A 16,779-nucleotide genomic window follows, 5' to 3' on the forward strand; every position below is an offset into this window, starting at 1 on the left:
CTAAGTTCAATAATAGAAGCGTACTGAAAGGGAAATTTCAGTACGCTTCTATATTACGGGCATTCCAACGTACTACTTGACGTTTAATTATAGTAATACGATTCCTCGCTGGGATATGAAAGACGGCTTTAGCGATTTTTCTGATTTTTAACGGATTTTTCAGGTGTTGTAGTTGTTTTAGTGGAGACTTTAGCGGGTGCTTTTTGCGCTGTGTTCGGCAGAGTTTTTGTCGGGTCCGTAGTCTCGGCAGGAGCTTCTGGATAGGCTGCCAATCCCTGACGGAACGTCTCAATTTCGGCTAGGTTGTCATCCATACGATAGGGATGAGTGATATTGCCGTCTGCATCAAAATCGCAATGATTCCACCAAATAGCGACTTTTAGTCTGTCATATTTTCCGATCTGATCAAACATTTTTTGCATCCAAGCCGGTTTATCACCGCCAACTGAACTTGAGGCAAATTCACCGATAATGAGAGGCTGATCAAAGAGTCGGCTGTATTTTGCATAGAGAGGATCATAAATATCAGCAAATTCACGCCACTTTTCACCAGCCACAGTCGTTCCCGGATTATAGCCTGTCATACCGACAATATCGACATAGTCGTTACCAGGGTAGTAGTTTAAAAAAGAATTCCATTTTGCGCGCGGCATGGATTCATCATTAGGATTCCAAACCCATAGCACATTCGTGACTTGATTGGCTGTAAAAATGTCATAAATATGACGCCAGACGGCTTTGAATAAATCGCTGTCTTTACTAAAAAAGTAACCGGCATAAGGACACCACAAGCCGTTCATTTCATTGTCCAGGCGTAATAAAATCGGATGGCCGAAGGTTTTCACATCTTGAGCGTAATTATTAAAATAGTCATCATAGCGTCCATCTAAAATGTCATAAAGTATGCTTTGGTTATTTTGTTTATAATGAAAAGTTTGTAAGGAAAGCTCGACGAATTTTTTGTGGTCATAGGCATTTTTCAGCGAGGCAGCTGGAAAGTTTTCATCAAGTGATTGATAGCGTATGACGATAGGAAAGGTGTAATCAAGGGATGCTTCTAAATGTGTGAGGTAATCAAAATCCTCGGGAGCATTGGGCTCATACATGCCCCAGCGCAAAGGGCTGTTTTCGGAAAAAAACTTTTTTTGAAAAGCGGTTGTTTCGTCATTTAAAGGATGTTTGGTTGGACTGTAATGCTGATAAATGCCGGCAACACCTTTTTTGGGTAAGGCCTGAAAACTGGCAAGCAATTGCATTTCATTTGTGATGGGGTCTGTTGATTTAATCAAAATGGTATAAGCGTCAATACTGTTCTTAGTCAATTCAATACTGACATAATTGTTTTTATCATTTGGTACCGTTGCCAGTTTGTGGCGACTCCATTTAAGAAGGTGAATATCAAATCCATTAGAAGAAAAGTAACTGTCAGTAACAATATTATGGTCTTGTTTGTTATTAGCAAACTGATCATAATCATGTAAATAGGCGGAAGCTGTGTTAGAACCTTGATCTAAACGATCGGCATAGACTTCAATTTGTGTTTCGGCATTACTAAAGACCGTTCGAACCTCAGATAGACTCGCATCTACTTTCATATTCAGTGGATAGCAAAGGGTATAACCACCGGCAAAATCACTATAGCGATTGTACCAGGGACTGTAGGGTTCGGATTTTTTTAAATCTTCGTTAGGCAAAAGGGGATCTTCTGTTGCGACAGCGCCGTTAACAATATAGTAAGTGGGCTGAATTTCAGCGTGGGCCAGTGGCGAAAAAAGGAAGAATGAGAAGAGCGTACTGCTAAGCCAAAACGCTCGGGCTTTGAAAAACGAATGCAATATAGGTCACTATCCTTAAAATAACTAATTTATGCGCTTTGGCACATTTACCTAAAACTATAGCAAAATTTATTCCTTTTGACAATGAATGTCGAAATAAATAAGAAAAAAGCCGGGTGTTCTTTTTGTTTGTTTGCAGGAATTTTATGGTATGTACCGAACTCTATTTTGTTATAGAATATTCGTGCCCTGTTTGATTCAATGCTTTATTGTCGCAAGGGGGTATCTATGACTGAGTTGTCTAAAAGAAGGTTTGTCTTGTCTGATGAGCTACAGCTCCACGCCAAGTTATTTGATATTACGACAAGTGGGATTGTTGTTTTAACAGCAGAGGGGATTGTCATTGATGTGAATCCCGCTTTTTCTAGCATTACTGGTTATGAACGCGCCGAGGTTATTGGCGAGGACGCTAATCATTTGCCGCTCTTTCAAAAAGAAGCCTTGTTGATGAGTTGGCAAGATATATTAACTGAGATGAAAATCAAGTTATTTTGTGAAGAATTTTGTTTTGTTCAAAAAAGTGGACAGCAGCGAATCGTACGGCTGAATGTCTATCCCGTTTGGTGGGATGCTAATCAGCTTGATTTATACTTCTTAAGTTTACAGGATATTACGAAACAAAAAACAGTGGAATCTTTTCTCCAACAAAGTGAAGAAAAGTATCGAAATATTTTTAACGCGACGTCTGACATGTTGTTTATTGCAACAACAGCTGGAAAAATTCTTGATGCCAATGAGGCAGCATGCAGGATGCTTCATTATACGAAAGAAGAACTGTGTCACTTTTATATGCGTGATATAGTGGTACCGCAATTGGAAGGCAGCATAACAGAACTTGCTCATTATTTTACAACTCATGGTGCATTTGAGAACGATCTGGAGCAGCAGTATATCCGTAAAGATGGTTCCAGCGTTTTTTGTGAGCTTCATGTTACGTCTTTTGTGAGTCAGGGGCAAACATGGATTGTTGTCGCTGCGCATGATATTACAGCGCGCCTGCTTGCGCGTAACCAGCTACGTGCGAGTGAGCTTCGCTATCGATCACTTGTGCAGCAGTCGTCAGATGGTGTGTTTATTTTTGATGCCGTTACCTTGAAAATTGAAGAAGTAAACAAACAGTTTGCTAAGATGATGCGATATGAAGAGGCAGAAATGTGTACTCTAATAATCGATGATATTGTGGCTACCGCATTGGATGATGTAAAAAGTAAAATTCAGTTTATTCGGCAACATCATACGGCTTTTTTTGGTCAGCGTATTTATCGTCGCAAAGATGGTTCCGTTTTTGACGTAGAGTCTGCGATGAATGTTGTGCATTATCATGATAAGCAGGTTGTTATGGTTAATGTTCGCGATATTACAGACCGCAAGCAGTCTGAAGAACGCTTACGACTAGCGCAAACGGTTTTTGATAATACGATTGATGGCATTATCGTGATTAACCGGTTGGGAACAATTTTGTCTATTAATGAAGCATTTACAGCTTTGACAGGTTATTCAGCTGAAGATATAGTTGGTGAAGGACTAAAGTTTTTACAGTCTTGTATACACGATACTGAATTTTTAGTCGAATTATGGAGGAAGGTGCAGGCTTCAGGGCAATGGCAGGGCGAAATATGGAATAGGCGTAAGACAGGTGAAGAATTTACGGCCTGGCTCAATCTTAAGGCTGTAATGGATGGTGAAGGCAGGATAAATAAGGTTGTTGGTGTGTTCAGTGATCTTACCGCCCGTGACCACTATGTGACCCAAATACGTCATCAGGCTTTTCATGATGCATTAACGGGTTTGCCTAATCGTGCTCTCTATTATGAACGATTAGATCATTTGCTTGCTTATTCTCAGCGGACAGATCAGATGTTTGGCGTGATGTTTTTAGATTTGGATGGCTTTAAAATGGTGAATGATGAATTTGGGCATAATACGGGCGATTTATTATTACGTGCCGTTGCCGAGCGAGTGAAGTCTTGCATTCGAAGCAGCGACACGCTGGCACGAATGGGTGGGGATGAATTTACGTTGTTATTGCCGCAAATTCAACAGGTCGAGGATGTTATCACAGTGGCGCAAAAAATCATTAGCGCATTTAAACTTCCTTATAAATTGCAGCAGAGTACACATCAAGTGACAACAAGTATTGGTATCGCCTTGTATCCTTTTCACAGCCGCAGTGCTGAAACACTATTAAAACAGGCTGATACCGCCATGTATCGTGCTAAATATTCAGGTAAAAATCATTTTGTTTTATATTGAGATGTTTCATCTATTTACAATAAGATTTAATGGAGGTCCAATTATGAATAATGACAGAATGTTAAAAGAATTTTTTAAGCTAGTAAAAATGACTTGCTCCAGTGGTAAGGAACGTGAGGCAGCTGATTATGTAACAGAGCAGCTCAAAATGCTTGGCTTTTCAGTTGTAGAAGACCATCAGGCTGGCGAAAAATTTGGCGGCAATACAGGGAACGTTGTGGCGAATTTATCAGGCACAGTAGTTGGAGCACCTACGGTCATGCTAAGTGCTCATTTAGATAGTGTTGAACCATGCAGTGGCATTGATCCTGTATTAGAAGATGGTATCATTCGCTCTAAAGGTGAAACGGTTCTTGGTTCGGATGACAAAGCGGGTGTAACCGCTATTTTAGAAGGGCTTCGCATGATTCAAGAAGAGAAATTGCCGCATGGAGCCATTCAAGTCGTGTTCACCGTCGGGGAAGAAAGTGGACTAAACGGTTCACATTATATGGATAGAAGTTTATTGACAGCCGATTATGGTTATGCCCTTGATAGTGGTGGCTCAGTTGGTGAAATTTGTGTGCTGGCACCAGGACAAGACCAAATTAATGTTGTTATTCATGGTAAAAAGGCTCATGCAGGCATGGCACCTGAAGAGGGAATTAATGCCATTGTCGTGGCAGGTAAAGCCTTGGCCGAGATGAAGCAAGGACGGCTTGATTTTGAAACAACAGCTAATATTGGTATCATTGCTGGTGGCAGTGCGACGAACATTGTACCAGATGAAGTTGAGTTAAAGTGTGAAGCCCGCAGTCGTAATTTGGATAAACTAGCTGCTCAAGTGGCGCATATGAAAGAAACTTTTGAAAATGTAGCGACAGCCGAGGGGGCTGCAGCGAATGTGACTGTAACAAGAGCCTATGAGCCCTTTTCACTGGCCGAAAGCACTCTGGTTGTGCAAAACGCTGTCAAAGCCGCAAAATCTTTAGTGCTAGAATCCAAAATTGTGGGCACTGGCGGCGGGAGTGATGCCAATTATTTTAATGCTTATGGTGTTCCCTGTGCCGTTTTAGGTGTTGGTATGTCTAAGGTCCATACGACAGAGGAATTTATTAAAGAGTCGGATCTCTATCTTTCCGCTCAGTATGTTCTGGCTTTGCTACAGACTGCTGCTTCGTCCGTCTGACATTTCTAAACCATGTTCTGTTCGGTGAAACATTATAGAATAATCAGTAATGATAACCATTTTGCTGCTTTAAGTGAAATGGTTATCGTTTTATGCTAAAAACACTGGATTTTGTGCAGAATATAAGGTAACCTAAAAGAAGTGTCTATTAAGCAAAAGAAGGATTGCACGCTTTTTGTCGCGAAGTATAGGAACACGGTAAAAAACCAAATTGTGCCATGGGATAGGAACGAAAATGACAACTAATCAAAATTTAACGCATCATACGAAGAAAGATAACTTTTTGCAAGGTGCTTTTATATTGACTATTGCCGGAGTTATTGTAAAAATTATCGGCTCGGTTAATTGGATTATTTTATCACGTGTCATCGGTGGTGAAGGGATTGGCTTATACATGATGGCCTTTCCCATTTATTTACTTGCTCTGAGTGTATCATCAGCTGGTGTACCTGTGGCTATTTCTATTATGACAGCAGAGCGATTGGCTTTGCACGATTATTTGGGAGCTAAAAAGGTTTTTCGGACATCTTTGCGCCTCATGTTTGTAACAGGTGTTTTTTTTAGTATCTTGTTATATTTCGGGGCTCGCTGGCTTGTTGATTTTCATATCGTTCGGGATGCCCGCGCCTATTATGCCATACTTGCCTTAGCGCCGGCCGTGTTTTTTGTAACGATTTTGGCGAGCTACCGTGGCCATTTCCAAGGCTGGCAAACCATGACACCTACGGCTGTCTCGCAAATTGTTGAGCAACTTGTCCGTGTGGCAACGATGATTATTTTTGCTAATCTCCTTTTGCCGCGTGGACTGGAATTTGGTGCCGCGGGCGCTAGCTTCGGTGCTGCTCCGGCAGCTGCATCAGGTCTCTTAGTTTTGCTGTGGTATTCTTGGAAGATGCGAAAAAAATTTAAAAATGCTGAGCTTGAGGCGCGCCCAGAAAATTTACCACCTCTTCAGTCAAGCATGAAAATAATGAAGCGCATGATTAATTTGGCGCTGCCTGTTTCTTTTGCAAGCATTATGCTGCCTATTGTATCCAATTTAGATCTTGTGATTGTTCCCATGCGCCTTGAAGTAGCTGGCTATACGGTTTCGCAAGCGACGGAACTGTTTGGTTATTTGACAGGCATGGCCGTGCCGCTGATTAATCTTCTTACTATCTTAACGGCGTCTTTATCAACGAGTCTTGTTCCGGCTATTTCTGAAGCGGCTACACTTAAAGAAAACAGCCGCATTCAGCAGCGTATTATGGCTGCCATGCGGCTATCTAATTTGATTACGATTCCAGGTTTTATTGGTTTGGCCCTATTAGCCTATCCCATTTCAGCTATGCTGTATGGTACACCCAAAGTCGGTGGTCCCCTTGAAGTACTGTCTATTTCAGTATTCTTGCTTGGCATTCACCAAGTGACGACAGGTGTTTTACAAGGGCTGGGACACACGTATATTCCAGTAATTAATATGATTCTAGCAGCTACGATGAAAGTGTGTTTAAATTGGACCTTAACTGCTGTTCCTACGCTTGGCATTATTGGCGCTTCTTGGGCGACTGTGGCTGATGTGGGAATTGCGGCGGTCTTAAATTTGATTGTTGTGCAGCATTATACAGGTTGTAGCATTAATATTCGCGATACAAAGAAGATTAGTTTAGCTGCTGCCATTATGGGTGCTATTATTTATTTTGGCTATTCCATGATGATGCAGCAATGTGGCAATAATATTATTGCTACTCTCGGGGCCTCATTTCTGGGCATGGTTATTTATGCCATATTGCTTGTTGTGCTTAAATGCGTTGAACACAGTGATATTGAAAGAATGCCTGTCGTAGGGAAAAAACTGGCGCAAGTGCTTGTAAAAGCGGGTCTTCTGCGTTAATTTGTTTCAGCGGGAATTTCATCTACATATTCTTCACCGCAGGCTTTAATTTGTCCGGTGCCATTTGTTTGTTCGTTCATCAATTGAATGAATTCTTCCTGGCAGTCGTGTCTGGCTAGCACTGTAAAGGATACGCGGTCCGTAAAGATTCGCTCGCGCAGGATAAAATGGTGGTTAATCAACTGATTTTCGAGGCCTCCTTGATAGGTGTAGTCTAAAGAGACTGTAAAACGGTCATAGCGTACTTTCGTAATAAGTCCGGCCGCCTGGAGGCCAAGGATGGCACTTTTACCATAGGCGCGCGTCAGGCCGCCTGCACCCAGTTTGATGCCGCCAAAATAGCGTGTGACGACAATGACGGCATTTTTTATCGACTTTTTTCTGAGCACATCGAGTATGGGGCGTCCTGCCGTACCAGAGGGTTCTCCGTCGTCATCGGCTTTTTGAATATCATCATGAAAGCCTAGGGTATAGGCTGAGCAGTTGTGTGTAGCATCAAAATGCTTTTTTTTAATATGCTGAATAAATTCTTGTGCAGCAAATTCTGTTGAGACGGCAGCTGTGTAGGCGATAAATAATGATTTTTGAATTTCATATTCAGCGCGGGCTTGTTTTTGTATAGTCAAGTATTCGTTCATGGAAAAGTCCCCCAGATTATTTGTTTTGAAGCAAAGGAGAAGCGATGTTCTACTTAATTAAATTTCTCTATACTGCTGTAATTTTGCCACCAGGCATTTTTATCCTGCTTTTAGCTGCTTTATCTGTCTGGTCTTGGCGTAAAAAACAGCCTGTCAGCAAATTTTTGGTCTTTATTACGGTCATTTTTTATGTGTGCAGTACAGGAATAATGAGTAATAGCGCGATTCGTTTCCTTGAAAGTCAGTATGTTCCTTCTTCCGAAGTTACGGGTGATGTTATTATTATGCTTGGTGGTGGGGCGACACTTGACACCCCGAATATAGAAGGAAAAGGACATTTATCAGGATTTGCCGCCAATCGGTTGCTTACAGCGGCTCAGTTATATTATAAACTAAAGATCCCCATTATTGTTTCAGGAGGGCGAGTGTTTGAAACAACAGGCAAGGAAGCCGAAATTGCCCGTGCCACACTGCTACAGTTAGGGGTGCCTGCTGATCACATTATTATTGAAGATCAAAGCACGAATACAACAGAAAATGCCCGATTTAGCAAAGAAAAAATCCAGCAATACCATTTTGAGCAGCCTATTTTGGTCACGTCGGCCTTTCATATGCCACGGGCTGTGAAGCAATTTGAAAAAGTGGGGGTTACTGTTCAGGCTTTTCCGACTGACTATCAGACGAATGTTCAGGGTAACTGGGATTTCCGTCAATGGTGGCCAACGGCGGATGGATTGTACAATCTATCCTTAGCGATTAAGGAATATGTCGGACTCATTGTTGTACGCTGGTATTAGTTTGGGGAGAGGAATTTTATCATGATGTATGATCGAATCTTGTTTGATCTTGATGGCACATTGACAGAGCCTAAAATAGGGATTACGAAGTCAGTCAATTATGCTTTGAAAAAATTTGGTATTCATGTGACGGATTTAGACACATTAATTCCATTTATCGGACCGCCTCTAGTTGATTCGTTTATCGAATTTTATGGTTTTACACAAGAGCAGGCCTTAAAAGCTGTTGAATATTATCGCGAGTATTTTAGTGTGACAGGATTATTTGAAAATGGCGTCTATGACGGGATTGAAAACCTGCTTACGGAACTTGTTCGTCATGAGCGGCACCTGTTTGTTGCGACATCGAAGCCTACCGTTTTTGCTAAAAAGATTTTGGACCATTTTAAACTGACGAGCTATTTTGACAGCATCGTTGGCAGTAATCTTGATGGAACTTGTGTGAAAAAGGGGGATGTCATTCAGGTCGTCTTGAAAGAAGTTCCTTTAGTTGAGCGCAAGCGAACCGTTATGGTTGGTGATCGGCTGCATGATGTTTGCGGGGCGAAAGCATCGGGTATTGATTCCATTGGTGTGGCTTATGGTTACGGCGGAGCAGGGGAATTGCGCCAGGCAGGAGCTACGCACCTGGTCTACACCGTGGCTGAATTGCAGCAATTTTTACTTGGTGAATAGAGTTAAATAATAGAAGTCTTTGTTAGTATAAGCAAAAAAAATTATGGACGATATACCGTTCGTATTCTTTTTTTGCTTTTTATTTTACTAAAATAATAAATCGATCTTTTTGTTCTATTTTTAACAAAATGACCAAAATGACCAAAAACTTTTCTTGAATACAAATTAATGTTATTTTTTAAATAGGCAGAAAATTTGTCTAATAGAAAATAGGAGGTTATTTGGATTGAGTAAGAAAATGCGTGCTATTATTACTTTACTACCTTTAATTGTGATTTGGCTCATACCCGTTCCGAACGGATTAACCCCGCAGGCTTGGCATTTATTCGCTATTTTTATGGCTACTGTATTTGGATTTGTTTTGTCACCGCTTGCGAATGGGTCTATTGCTCTGATGAGCCTTGTTTTTGCCATACTAACAGGAAATTTGACCCTGGCTCAGGCGCTGTCGTCTTTTGCTAACAGTACAGTATGGCTGATTGTTTCTGCTTTCTTGTTTGCCAAAGGTTTTATTTTAACGGGTCTAGGTAAAAGAATTGCCTATATGATTACCCGCGCCTTTGGTGATAGTACATTGAAGCTGGCTTATTCTCTTGCAATCAGCGATGTGATCATTGGACCTGCAACACCATCCAATACAGCACGTGCTGGCGGCGTACTTTTCCCTATCGTATCTAGTTTGTGTGCTTCTTTTGATTCTCTACCTGGACCGACAGCAAAAAAATTGGGAAATTTTTTGATGCTGTCATCATTTCATGTGGATATTATTGTTTCCACTATGTTTTTAACAGCTATGGCTGCCAATCCTTTAGCAGCTGAATTAGCTAAGAAAACTTTAGGTGTCAGTATTAGTTGGGGAGCTTGGTTTCAAGCTGCCATTGTGCCTGGCATTATTGGCCTAATTGTCATTCCTTTCTTCATTTACAAGATGTGCCCGCCAGAACTCAAGAAAACCCCTGAAGCCAAGGAGTTTGCTAAAAAAGAACTTGAAAAAATGGGACCTGCTTCGAAGCGGGAAAAAATGATGTTTGGTGTTTTTATTCTTTCACTTATTCTATGGGCAACGTCGACGATTACCAAAATTGATGCAACAACCGTTGCTTTGCTTGGTGTTTGTATTATGCTTGCAACCGATGTTATTCAATGGGGTGAAGTTATTGGTGCAACGAAAGCTTGGGATTCACTTGTTTGGGTAGGTGCTGTTGTTGGTTTGGCTGGATTTTTAAATACAACAGGCTTTATTGGTTGGTTTGCAAAATCAGTCGCAGCTATGTTGGTCGGAACAAATTGGATGGTTGCTTTTATTGTTGCTGTTCTTGTTTATATGTATTCTCATTATGCTTTTGCCAGTATGACGGCTCATGTTACAGCCATGTATGCGGCACTGGCGGCTGTGGCCGTGGCGGCAGGAGCGCCGACCTTTCTGACGGTTCTTGCACTTGCTTTTACAGCGAATATTTGCGGTTGTATGACTCATTATGGTACAGGTCCGGCTCCGATTTACTTTGGTGCAGGTTATGTTAGCCAAGGTGAGTGGTGGAAGATTGGATTCCTTGTTTCTGTCCTTCACCTGGTTATTTGGATTGGAATTGGCGGTATTTGGTGGAAAATTCTTGGTCTCTGGTAATAGAGAGGATTCTGTTACACTGCGTCGAATTCCCTGTCTAGGGAGTGAAGAGGTTTGATAGGGACGAGAAGACTGCCCATTCATTATCACATTATGATTCTGACGGTGACCTTGGTATGCTTGGTACTTGTTGTTTCCGGCTATTTCGCCATCAAGAATATGGACCAGCAAATTGAGGAGAATATAACAAAACAAGCTTTGAATATGGGGCGGTTACTTGCTTCGGATGCTTTTGTCATAAGAGCCATGCAGTCGGATCATCCTTCAGCGAGTCTGCAGCCCTATGCCGAGCGTTGGCGAATTACGACAGGAGCCTCTTTCATCGTTTTTGCTAATATGCAGCAAATCCGTTTTACTCATACTATTCCTGAAAATATTGGCAAGCCATTAACAGATTTATATCGCGAACCTGTTCTTCATGGCGAAGAATATGTTTATTCCGGTAAAGGGAGTCTCGATCCGTCTTTGCGGGCTAATGTGCCGATATTCAATGATCTTGGAGTACAAATCGGGTTAGTTTCGATTGGCTTTGATCTTGCTGCAATGAAGGATCAAGAGGAACAAGCTACAAAACTTACTTTGTATGGTTTGTTCATAGCATTGGCAGCTAGTATTGTCGGATCGATCTTGGTTGCCGGTCATATAAAAAAAGCCATTCATGGATTGGAACCTTATGAGATTGCCAGTTTAATGCAGGAACGTGAAGCAACACTTGCTGCTCTTCATGAAGGTTTAGTCTCTGTAGATAAAGACGGTAGGATTGGTCTGATTAATAAAGAAGCTGCCAGGGTATTTGGTATCAACCAGGATAGTCTGCTAGGCTGTTCCTTTCGTGATCTTTTGGGTTCCGATCATCTTGGCGAGGTTATTCATACAGGTAAAGCTTTGTATAATCAAGAATTTCGTGTAAAAGATATAATTATTGTGTCCAATAGTGTTCCTATTTTTGTTGAGGGACAAGTGATTGGTGCGGTTTTTACTTTTCGCGATCGGACAGAAATTTCACGTTTGGCGGAAGAAATGACAGGCGTTCATCGTTTTGTTGATTTGCTTCGGGCGCAAGCGCATGAATTTAAGAATAAGCTTCATACTGTGTCTGGCTTGATTCAGCTGGGTTGTTATGAGCAGGCAGTTAACTATATTGTGGAGAATGCTTCAAATCATCAAGGTAATTTTGAACAACTTCGTAGTCAAATCAAAGACTCCGTTACATTTGGATTATTGTATGGAAAGTCTAATCGTGCGGAGGAACTGGGAATTCAGATGACCATTGATCCCAAAACGAGCTTGGGAATTTTGCCAGGCAGTATGACAAGTGGCGATTTAGTGATTATTTTAGGTAATTTGATTGAAAATGCTTTTGAGGCTGTTATTGATGAAACGGATAAGCGCGTTCGGGTGAAAATCGAGCAAGTCCATCAGCTGGTTACGATTGAAGTGGAAAATAGTGGTCCAGCCATTGCGTCTGATTTGGGTGATGAAATTTTTCTTCGCGGAGTTTCTACGAAAGGAGAAAGTCGCGGTGTAGGTCTTGCACTTGTATCAGAGAAAGTTTCGATTCATAGCGGCAAAATTTTTTATTGCAATCAACCAGCAGGTGGTGTACTCTTTACAGTGATCATTCCGGACAAATAAGGTGATAATATGAAAAATATAAAAGTGCTTATTGTTGAGGATGATCCAATGGTGGCCGATATTAATCGCAAGTTTACTGAAGCTGTGAGTGGCTTTACCGTCATAGGTACTGCAGTCAATGGTAAGCAGGCAATCGAATTTATTGATAAGGAACTTCCGGATCTCATTCTTTTAGATGTGTATATGCCTCAGGTTGATGGACTAAAAGTGTTGTCGCTCCTTCGAAAACAAGAGATACTTGTGGACATTATTCTCATTACTGCCGCAAGCGATGGAGAGACGATTCAGAAAATTGTTCGCTCCGGTGTCGTAGATTATCTGATTAAACCTTTTAAATTTGACCGTTTTCGCGCGGCATTAGAATCATATCGTGATTTTAAAGAAACTGTCGAGCGCAAGGAAACTTTTAGTCAGAAAGAACTGGATAAGTTTTTAGCGGCGAAAAAACGGGTAGCTGATTTGGTATTACCGAAAAATCTTCATAACCAAACATTATCCGCAATTATTGAGTTTCTGGCGGGTCAGACGAAGCCGCAGTCTGCTGAAGAAGTTGCTGAATGCGTCGGCATTTCTCGTGTCACGGCTAGACGTTATCTCGAATATTTTGTCACGGAAGGCAGGGTTGTAATGGTGTTGGATTATTTGCCCTTAGGGCGGCCCATACATCGTTATCAGATTAAATGACTCATTTATTTGAAGGTGTTTCTATTTCCTTAGCGGATTTACTGGCAGCTAAAGAGCAGCGCCAGCAACGACAAAACGTATTGCGCAATGAACATCATTTGCCTCTTATTAGCATTACTATTAATATGCCTGGATCAGTGAAAAATACGGTATTAACGCGTAGCCTTTGTGATTATGCTGCTTACGAACTGAAAAAATCACTGCCTATTATTGCCGAACAAAGAGTTTACTTGCCAACAGGGCCAGAGGCCTTGCTTGTGACTACGGTTGATGCTTATGAGGCTAAAAAACAGTGTGCCGCTCTGGAAGGCGGTCAGTCTTTTGCTCGGTTGCTTGATTTAGATGTGTTTACTGCTGAGGGAGAAATTCTCTCGGCGCAGGCTTCACGGGGACTGCGTACGTGTTATGTTTGTGGTCAACCAGCTGTATATTGTATGCGTGAATTTCGTCATAGTCAGGCGGAAATTCAGCAGGCTGTTAAGGCATTGTTTCAGCAGTTTTTAGCAGAACAGTCTCGTCATATTAGTGCTCAAGCAGAAAAAATTGCTGCTCTGGCTGTGGAATCCATGTTGTACGAAGTAACGTGTACACCGTCACCGGGACTTGTGAATCGCGTTAATAGCGGTGCCCATAAGGATATGGACTTTTATACCTTTATGACAAGTACGGCGGCACTCTCGGGGTCACTGGAGCGGTTTGCTCAGGCTGGGCTAACTTTTTCTGGCCCTCTTGCTGAGTTACTTCCTGTATTGCGTATTATCGGTCAAGCGGGTGAAGACGCCATGTTTCAGGCTACCCAAGGTGTTAACACGCAAAAAGGTTTGATTTTTTCGCTAGGCATTGTGACAGCTGTTACGGCTTTCTTACTTGCCCGCCATGAATTCAGTGAGGAAGCTTTATATCAAGCAGTGGCGCAAATGACAGAGGGAATGGTTCGTCGTGAACTTGCCGGACGTCAGGATGTGGAAGAACATAAATTAACAGCAGGCGAAAAATTGTATAAACTCTATCAAATAGCCGGCATTCGTGGCGAAATGGAACAGGGACTGCCAGCTGTACGCTGTCAGAGTCTTCCACAATTGCGACATTCTTTAAAGCAAGGTCTGGCTGTCAATGAAGCTTTAATTGAAACGCTACTCAGGCTGATGACCTGTGTGGATGATACAACGGTAATGAACCGGCATTCGCCGGAAAAAATGCGTCTGTGGGTAAAGCAGCAAGTAGAACCCGTTTTTGCAGCAGGCGGTTTGGCAAAAATTGAAGGGCGAAGGCAGCTTGAACTGATGGAGCAGAACTTTATTGCGCAAAATGTCAGTCCTGGCGGCGCTGCTGATCTTTTGGCTGTAACGTGGTTTATTTATCGCGCTAATCAAACTTTGGGGAGTTGAAAAGCAGCTAGATTTTGTGCTAAACTAAGATAATAAGATTTGGTATGCCGTATACAATGATTTCGTCCGTATACTGTATACTTTCATAATTTATACTTTAACAAAAAAACACCTGGAGGGATAAAGATGAGTCAGATTAAAAAAATGGCAATCGCCGGAACGATGGAATCCAATGATATCTTAATTACCGTCGCCCCGGCAGCAGCCGGAGCGGGGATCGCAATTGAACTAACGAGCCCCGTATTAAAGCAATACGGCAGGCAAATGAAAGCCATAATTGAAGAAGTTTTAGCTGAGCATCATGTAACAGATGCCGTCATTAATGGCAGTGATAAAGGTGCATTAGATTGCACAATCAAAGCGCGGTTAATTACCGCGCTGGAAAGAGCAGGGGAGTGAATTTAAGAAATGGAAAAACTGAGAAGAACCATGATGTTTGTTCCAGGCAATAATCCCGGAATGCTTCAAAATGCAGGAATTTACGGCGCAGATACCATTATTTTAGATTGTGAAGACGCCGTAGCCATTACAGAAAAAGACTCTGCAAGAAATCTTGTATTCCAGGCTATTTCCAACATGAACTACCCAACCGAAGTAGCAGTTCGGATTAATCATATTAGTACGCCCTTCGGCTGGGATGACTTAAAACTCATTCTGAAAGCCAAACCCGATCTCATCCGTCTGCCCATGGCCCAAGGCCCGGAAGAAATTCGGGACATTGCTGATTTTATCAGTGAAGCCGAAGCAAAATATCATTTTCCTGCCGGTTCCATTAAAATGATGGCTGCCGTAGAAACACCCAAAGGTCTCAGGTTAGCCTATGAAATAGCTTCAGCCAGTCCCCGTATGGTAGCTATTGCTATTGGTGCGGAAGATTTCATTGCCAACTTAAAAACGACGCGCAGCGCACTAGGCCGTGAACTTACAGTAGCTCGTGGCGAATTAATCCTTGCCGCCCGTGAAGCCGGTGTGCAGTGTATTGATACGGTGTACTCCGATGTAAATAACGAAGAAGGCTTTAAGAAAGAACTCGAACTCATAAAAGAACTAGGTTTTGATGGCAAATCCGTCATCAACCCGCGCCAAATCGGTGTCGTTCATCAATTCTTTGCACCGACAGAAAAAGAAATAACGCACGCCGAAAAAGTGCTTGAAGCCTATAAAGACGCTCTCGAAAAGAAATCAGGCGTCATATCCTTAAATGGCAAAATGATTGACTTGCCGATTGTAGCCCGGGCAGAGCGGACCTTGGCTTATGCCAAGGCGACTGCCGGGAAAGGGGGAAACGAATAATGAAAAACGCAGTAGGAAGAGAAATTCCTGAAATCATCGCAGGTTTAGGTAAAGTAACGCCTTTTGCCGGTGCTTTTGCACAGCAGCCCACGGGAAGGACAGTTGGACCCAAATTAAGCTGTCAGCAGCCTCGGACAGATAAACGACTCGATTCCATCGAAGCAGCCATTGATGCTGTAGAACTCAAAGATGGCATGACCATCTCTTTTCACCATCATTTCCGTAACGGCGATAAAATCTTAAATCGTGTCGTAGCAGCCATTGCCAAAAAAGGCATTCGTGACATTACGCTGTCACCCAGTTCCTTAAGCACCGTCAACGACGCCCTCATTCCCTATATTGAACAGGGAGTCATTACAGCCATTGAAACCAGTGGTGCCCGCAGCAAACTCGGCCGATTCCTAACAGAAGGACATTTGAAAAAGCCTCTTCACATTCGTTCCCATGGTGGCCGGGCCCGGGCCATTGAAAGCGGTGAAATTCATATTGATGTGGCCTTTCTTGGTGCGCCTGCCTGCGATACTTACGGAAATATCAACGGAACCCAAGGCCCCTCTGCTTGCGGTTCCCTCGGCTATGCCCTGCAAGATGCAGCTTATGCCGATCAAGTTGTAGCCATTACAGACAATCTTGTGCCCCATCCGCTGTTTCCCATTAGCATTCCTCAATCGCAAGTCGACTATATTGTTGTTGTAGACAGCATTGGCGATGCTTCAGGGATTGCGTCCGGAGCGCTGCGTTATACAAAAGACCCCAAAGAATTACAGATTGCTCGCTTTGCTGCCGATGTCATGGATTTTTCCGGTTGTATCAGACAAGACTTTTCCATGCAGCTAGGCAGTGGCGGAGCTTCCATGGCCGTAGGCCGCTTCATCAAAGAAAAAATGCTTGCCAAAGGCATTACAGGCAGCTT

The 16,779-nt window shown here is 42.4% G+C and carries 14 protein-coding genes; 12 read left to right on the top strand and 2 right to left on the bottom strand.

All coding sequences use genetic code 11. The annotated features are described in order from the left end of the window. Positions 1-128: 128 nt before the first annotated feature. On the bottom strand, positions 129-1,694 hold the full coding sequence (locus Ga0466249_RS19305; protein ID WP_215831119.1) for a glycoside hydrolase family 26 protein: 1,566 nt from the start codon (positions 1,692-1,694) through the stop codon (positions 129-131). Between the two features lie 369 nt (positions 1,695-2,063). On the opposite strand from Ga0466249_RS19305, the gene Ga0466249_RS19310 reads away from it, so the two are divergent. From Ga0466249_RS19310 to Ga0466249_RS19320, 3 genes are all read left to right on the top strand, one after another. Next, positions 2,064-4,088, top strand: coding sequence for a PAS domain S-box protein (locus Ga0466249_RS19310; protein ID WP_215831120.1), 2,025 nt, complete (start codon positions 2,064-2,066; stop codon positions 4,086-4,088). Between the two features lie 43 nt (positions 4,089-4,131). Further along, positions 4,132-5,256 carry a M20/M25/M40 family metallo-hydrolase gene (locus Ga0466249_RS19315; RefSeq protein WP_246588888.1) on the top strand — a complete coding sequence of 375 codons (1,125 nt, stop codon included), beginning with the start codon at positions 4,132-4,134 and terminating at the stop codon, positions 5,254-5,256. A 235-nt stretch (positions 5,257-5,491) separates the two neighbouring features. Beyond that, positions 5,492-7,129, top strand: coding sequence for a putative polysaccharide biosynthesis protein (locus Ga0466249_RS19320; RefSeq protein WP_215831121.1), 1,638 nt, complete (start codon positions 5,492-5,494; stop codon positions 7,127-7,129). On the opposite strand, the gene Ga0466249_RS19325 is transcribed toward Ga0466249_RS19320, so the two are convergent. Next, a complete protein-coding gene (locus tag Ga0466249_RS19325; protein WP_215831122.1) occupies positions 7,126-7,767 on the bottom strand; it encodes a YigZ family protein in 642 nt (213 codons plus the stop codon). The genes Ga0466249_RS19320 and Ga0466249_RS19325 overlap by 4 nt on opposite strands. 44 nt (positions 7,768-7,811) lie before the next feature. On the opposite strand from Ga0466249_RS19325, the gene Ga0466249_RS19330 reads away from it, so the two are divergent. The 9 genes from Ga0466249_RS19330 to Ga0466249_RS19370 form a co-directional block, all read left to right on the top strand. Further along, complete coding sequence (locus tag Ga0466249_RS19330; protein WP_215831123.1) at positions 7,812-8,564, top strand: YdcF family protein; 753 nt, start codon at positions 7,812-7,814, stop codon at positions 8,562-8,564. A 21-nt stretch (positions 8,565-8,585) separates the two neighbouring features. Beyond that, entirely contained in the window at positions 8,586-9,239 is a 654-nt protein-coding gene (locus Ga0466249_RS19335; RefSeq protein ID WP_246588889.1) for an HAD hydrolase-like protein, read from the top strand. Positions 9,240-9,465: 226 nt separating this feature from the next. After that, positions 9,466-10,866: a DASS family sodium-coupled anion symporter gene (locus tag Ga0466249_RS19340; protein WP_246588890.1), complete on the top strand. Its 1,401-nt coding sequence runs from the start codon at positions 9,466-9,468 to the stop codon at positions 10,864-10,866. Positions 10,867-10,920: 54 nt separating this feature from the next. Next, positions 10,921-12,501, top strand: coding sequence for an ATP-binding protein (locus tag Ga0466249_RS19345; RefSeq protein WP_246588891.1), 1,581 nt, complete (start codon positions 10,921-10,923; stop codon positions 12,499-12,501). 9 nt (positions 12,502-12,510) lie between these two features. Next, entirely contained in the window at positions 12,511-13,185 is a 675-nt protein-coding gene (locus tag Ga0466249_RS19350) for a response regulator (protein WP_215831124.1), read from the top strand. Next, the gene (citG, locus tag Ga0466249_RS19355; RefSeq protein ID WP_215831125.1) at positions 13,182-14,573 is read left to right on the top strand and encodes a triphosphoribosyl-dephospho-CoA synthase CitG; all 1,392 of its coding nucleotides are present in this window, start codon (positions 13,182-13,184) and stop codon (positions 14,571-14,573) included. The genes Ga0466249_RS19350 and citG overlap by 4 nt, the downstream gene beginning before the upstream one ends. Positions 14,574-14,699: 126 nt before the next feature. Then, positions 14,700-14,972: a citrate lyase acyl carrier protein gene (gene citD, locus Ga0466249_RS19360; protein WP_215831126.1), complete on the top strand. Its 273-nt coding sequence runs from the start codon at positions 14,700-14,702 to the stop codon at positions 14,970-14,972. 9 nt (positions 14,973-14,981) lie between these two features. Beyond that, the gene (locus tag Ga0466249_RS19365) at positions 14,982-15,866 is read left to right on the top strand and encodes an aldolase/citrate lyase family protein (RefSeq protein WP_215831127.1); all 885 of its coding nucleotides are present in this window, start codon (positions 14,982-14,984) and stop codon (positions 15,864-15,866) included. Continuing rightward, the coding region (locus Ga0466249_RS19370; RefSeq protein WP_281422679.1) for a citrate lyase subunit alpha at positions 15,866-16,779 on the top strand (914 nt) is incomplete at its 3' end. The genes Ga0466249_RS19365 and Ga0466249_RS19370, both read left to right, overlap by 1 nt.

It is taken from the genome of Pelorhabdus rhamnosifermentans, from assembly GCF_018835585.1.
In the GTDB taxonomy this organism is placed as follows: domain Bacteria; phylum Bacillota; class Negativicutes; order UMGS1260; family UMGS1260; genus Pelorhabdus; species Pelorhabdus rhamnosifermentans.

Bases quoted from the DNA above. Each gene is read 5' to 3' on its own strand.
- Ga0466249_RS19310 (WP_215831120.1), top strand. From the start codon at position 2,064: ATGACTGAGTTGTCTAAAAGAAGGTTTGTCTTGTCTGATGAGCTACAG.
- Ga0466249_RS19315 (WP_246588888.1), top strand. From the start codon at position 4,132: ATGAATAATGACAGAATGTTAAAAGAATTTTTTAAGCTAGTAAAAATG.
- Ga0466249_RS19320 (WP_215831121.1), top strand. From the start codon at position 5,492: ATGACAACTAATCAAAATTTAACGCATCATACGAAGAAAGATAACTTT.
- Ga0466249_RS19325 (WP_215831122.1), bottom strand. From the start codon at position 7,767: ATGAACGAATACTTGACTATACAAAAACAAGCCCGCGCTGAATATGAA.
- Ga0466249_RS19330 (WP_215831123.1), top strand. From the start codon at position 7,812: ATGTTCTACTTAATTAAATTTCTCTATACTGCTGTAATTTTGCCACCA.
- Ga0466249_RS19335 (WP_246588889.1), top strand. From the start codon at position 8,586: ATGATGTATGATCGAATCTTGTTTGATCTTGATGGCACATTGACAGAG.
- Ga0466249_RS19350 (WP_215831124.1), top strand. From the start codon at position 12,511: ATGAAAAATATAAAAGTGCTTATTGTTGAGGATGATCCAATGGTGGCC.
- citG (WP_215831125.1), top strand. From the start codon at position 13,182: ATGACTCATTTATTTGAAGGTGTTTCTATTTCCTTAGCGGATTTACTG.
- citD (WP_215831126.1), top strand. From the start codon at position 14,700: ATGAGTCAGATTAAAAAAATGGCAATCGCCGGAACGATGGAATCCAAT.
- Ga0466249_RS19365 (WP_215831127.1), top strand. From the start codon at position 14,982: ATGGAAAAACTGAGAAGAACCATGATGTTTGTTCCAGGCAATAATCCC.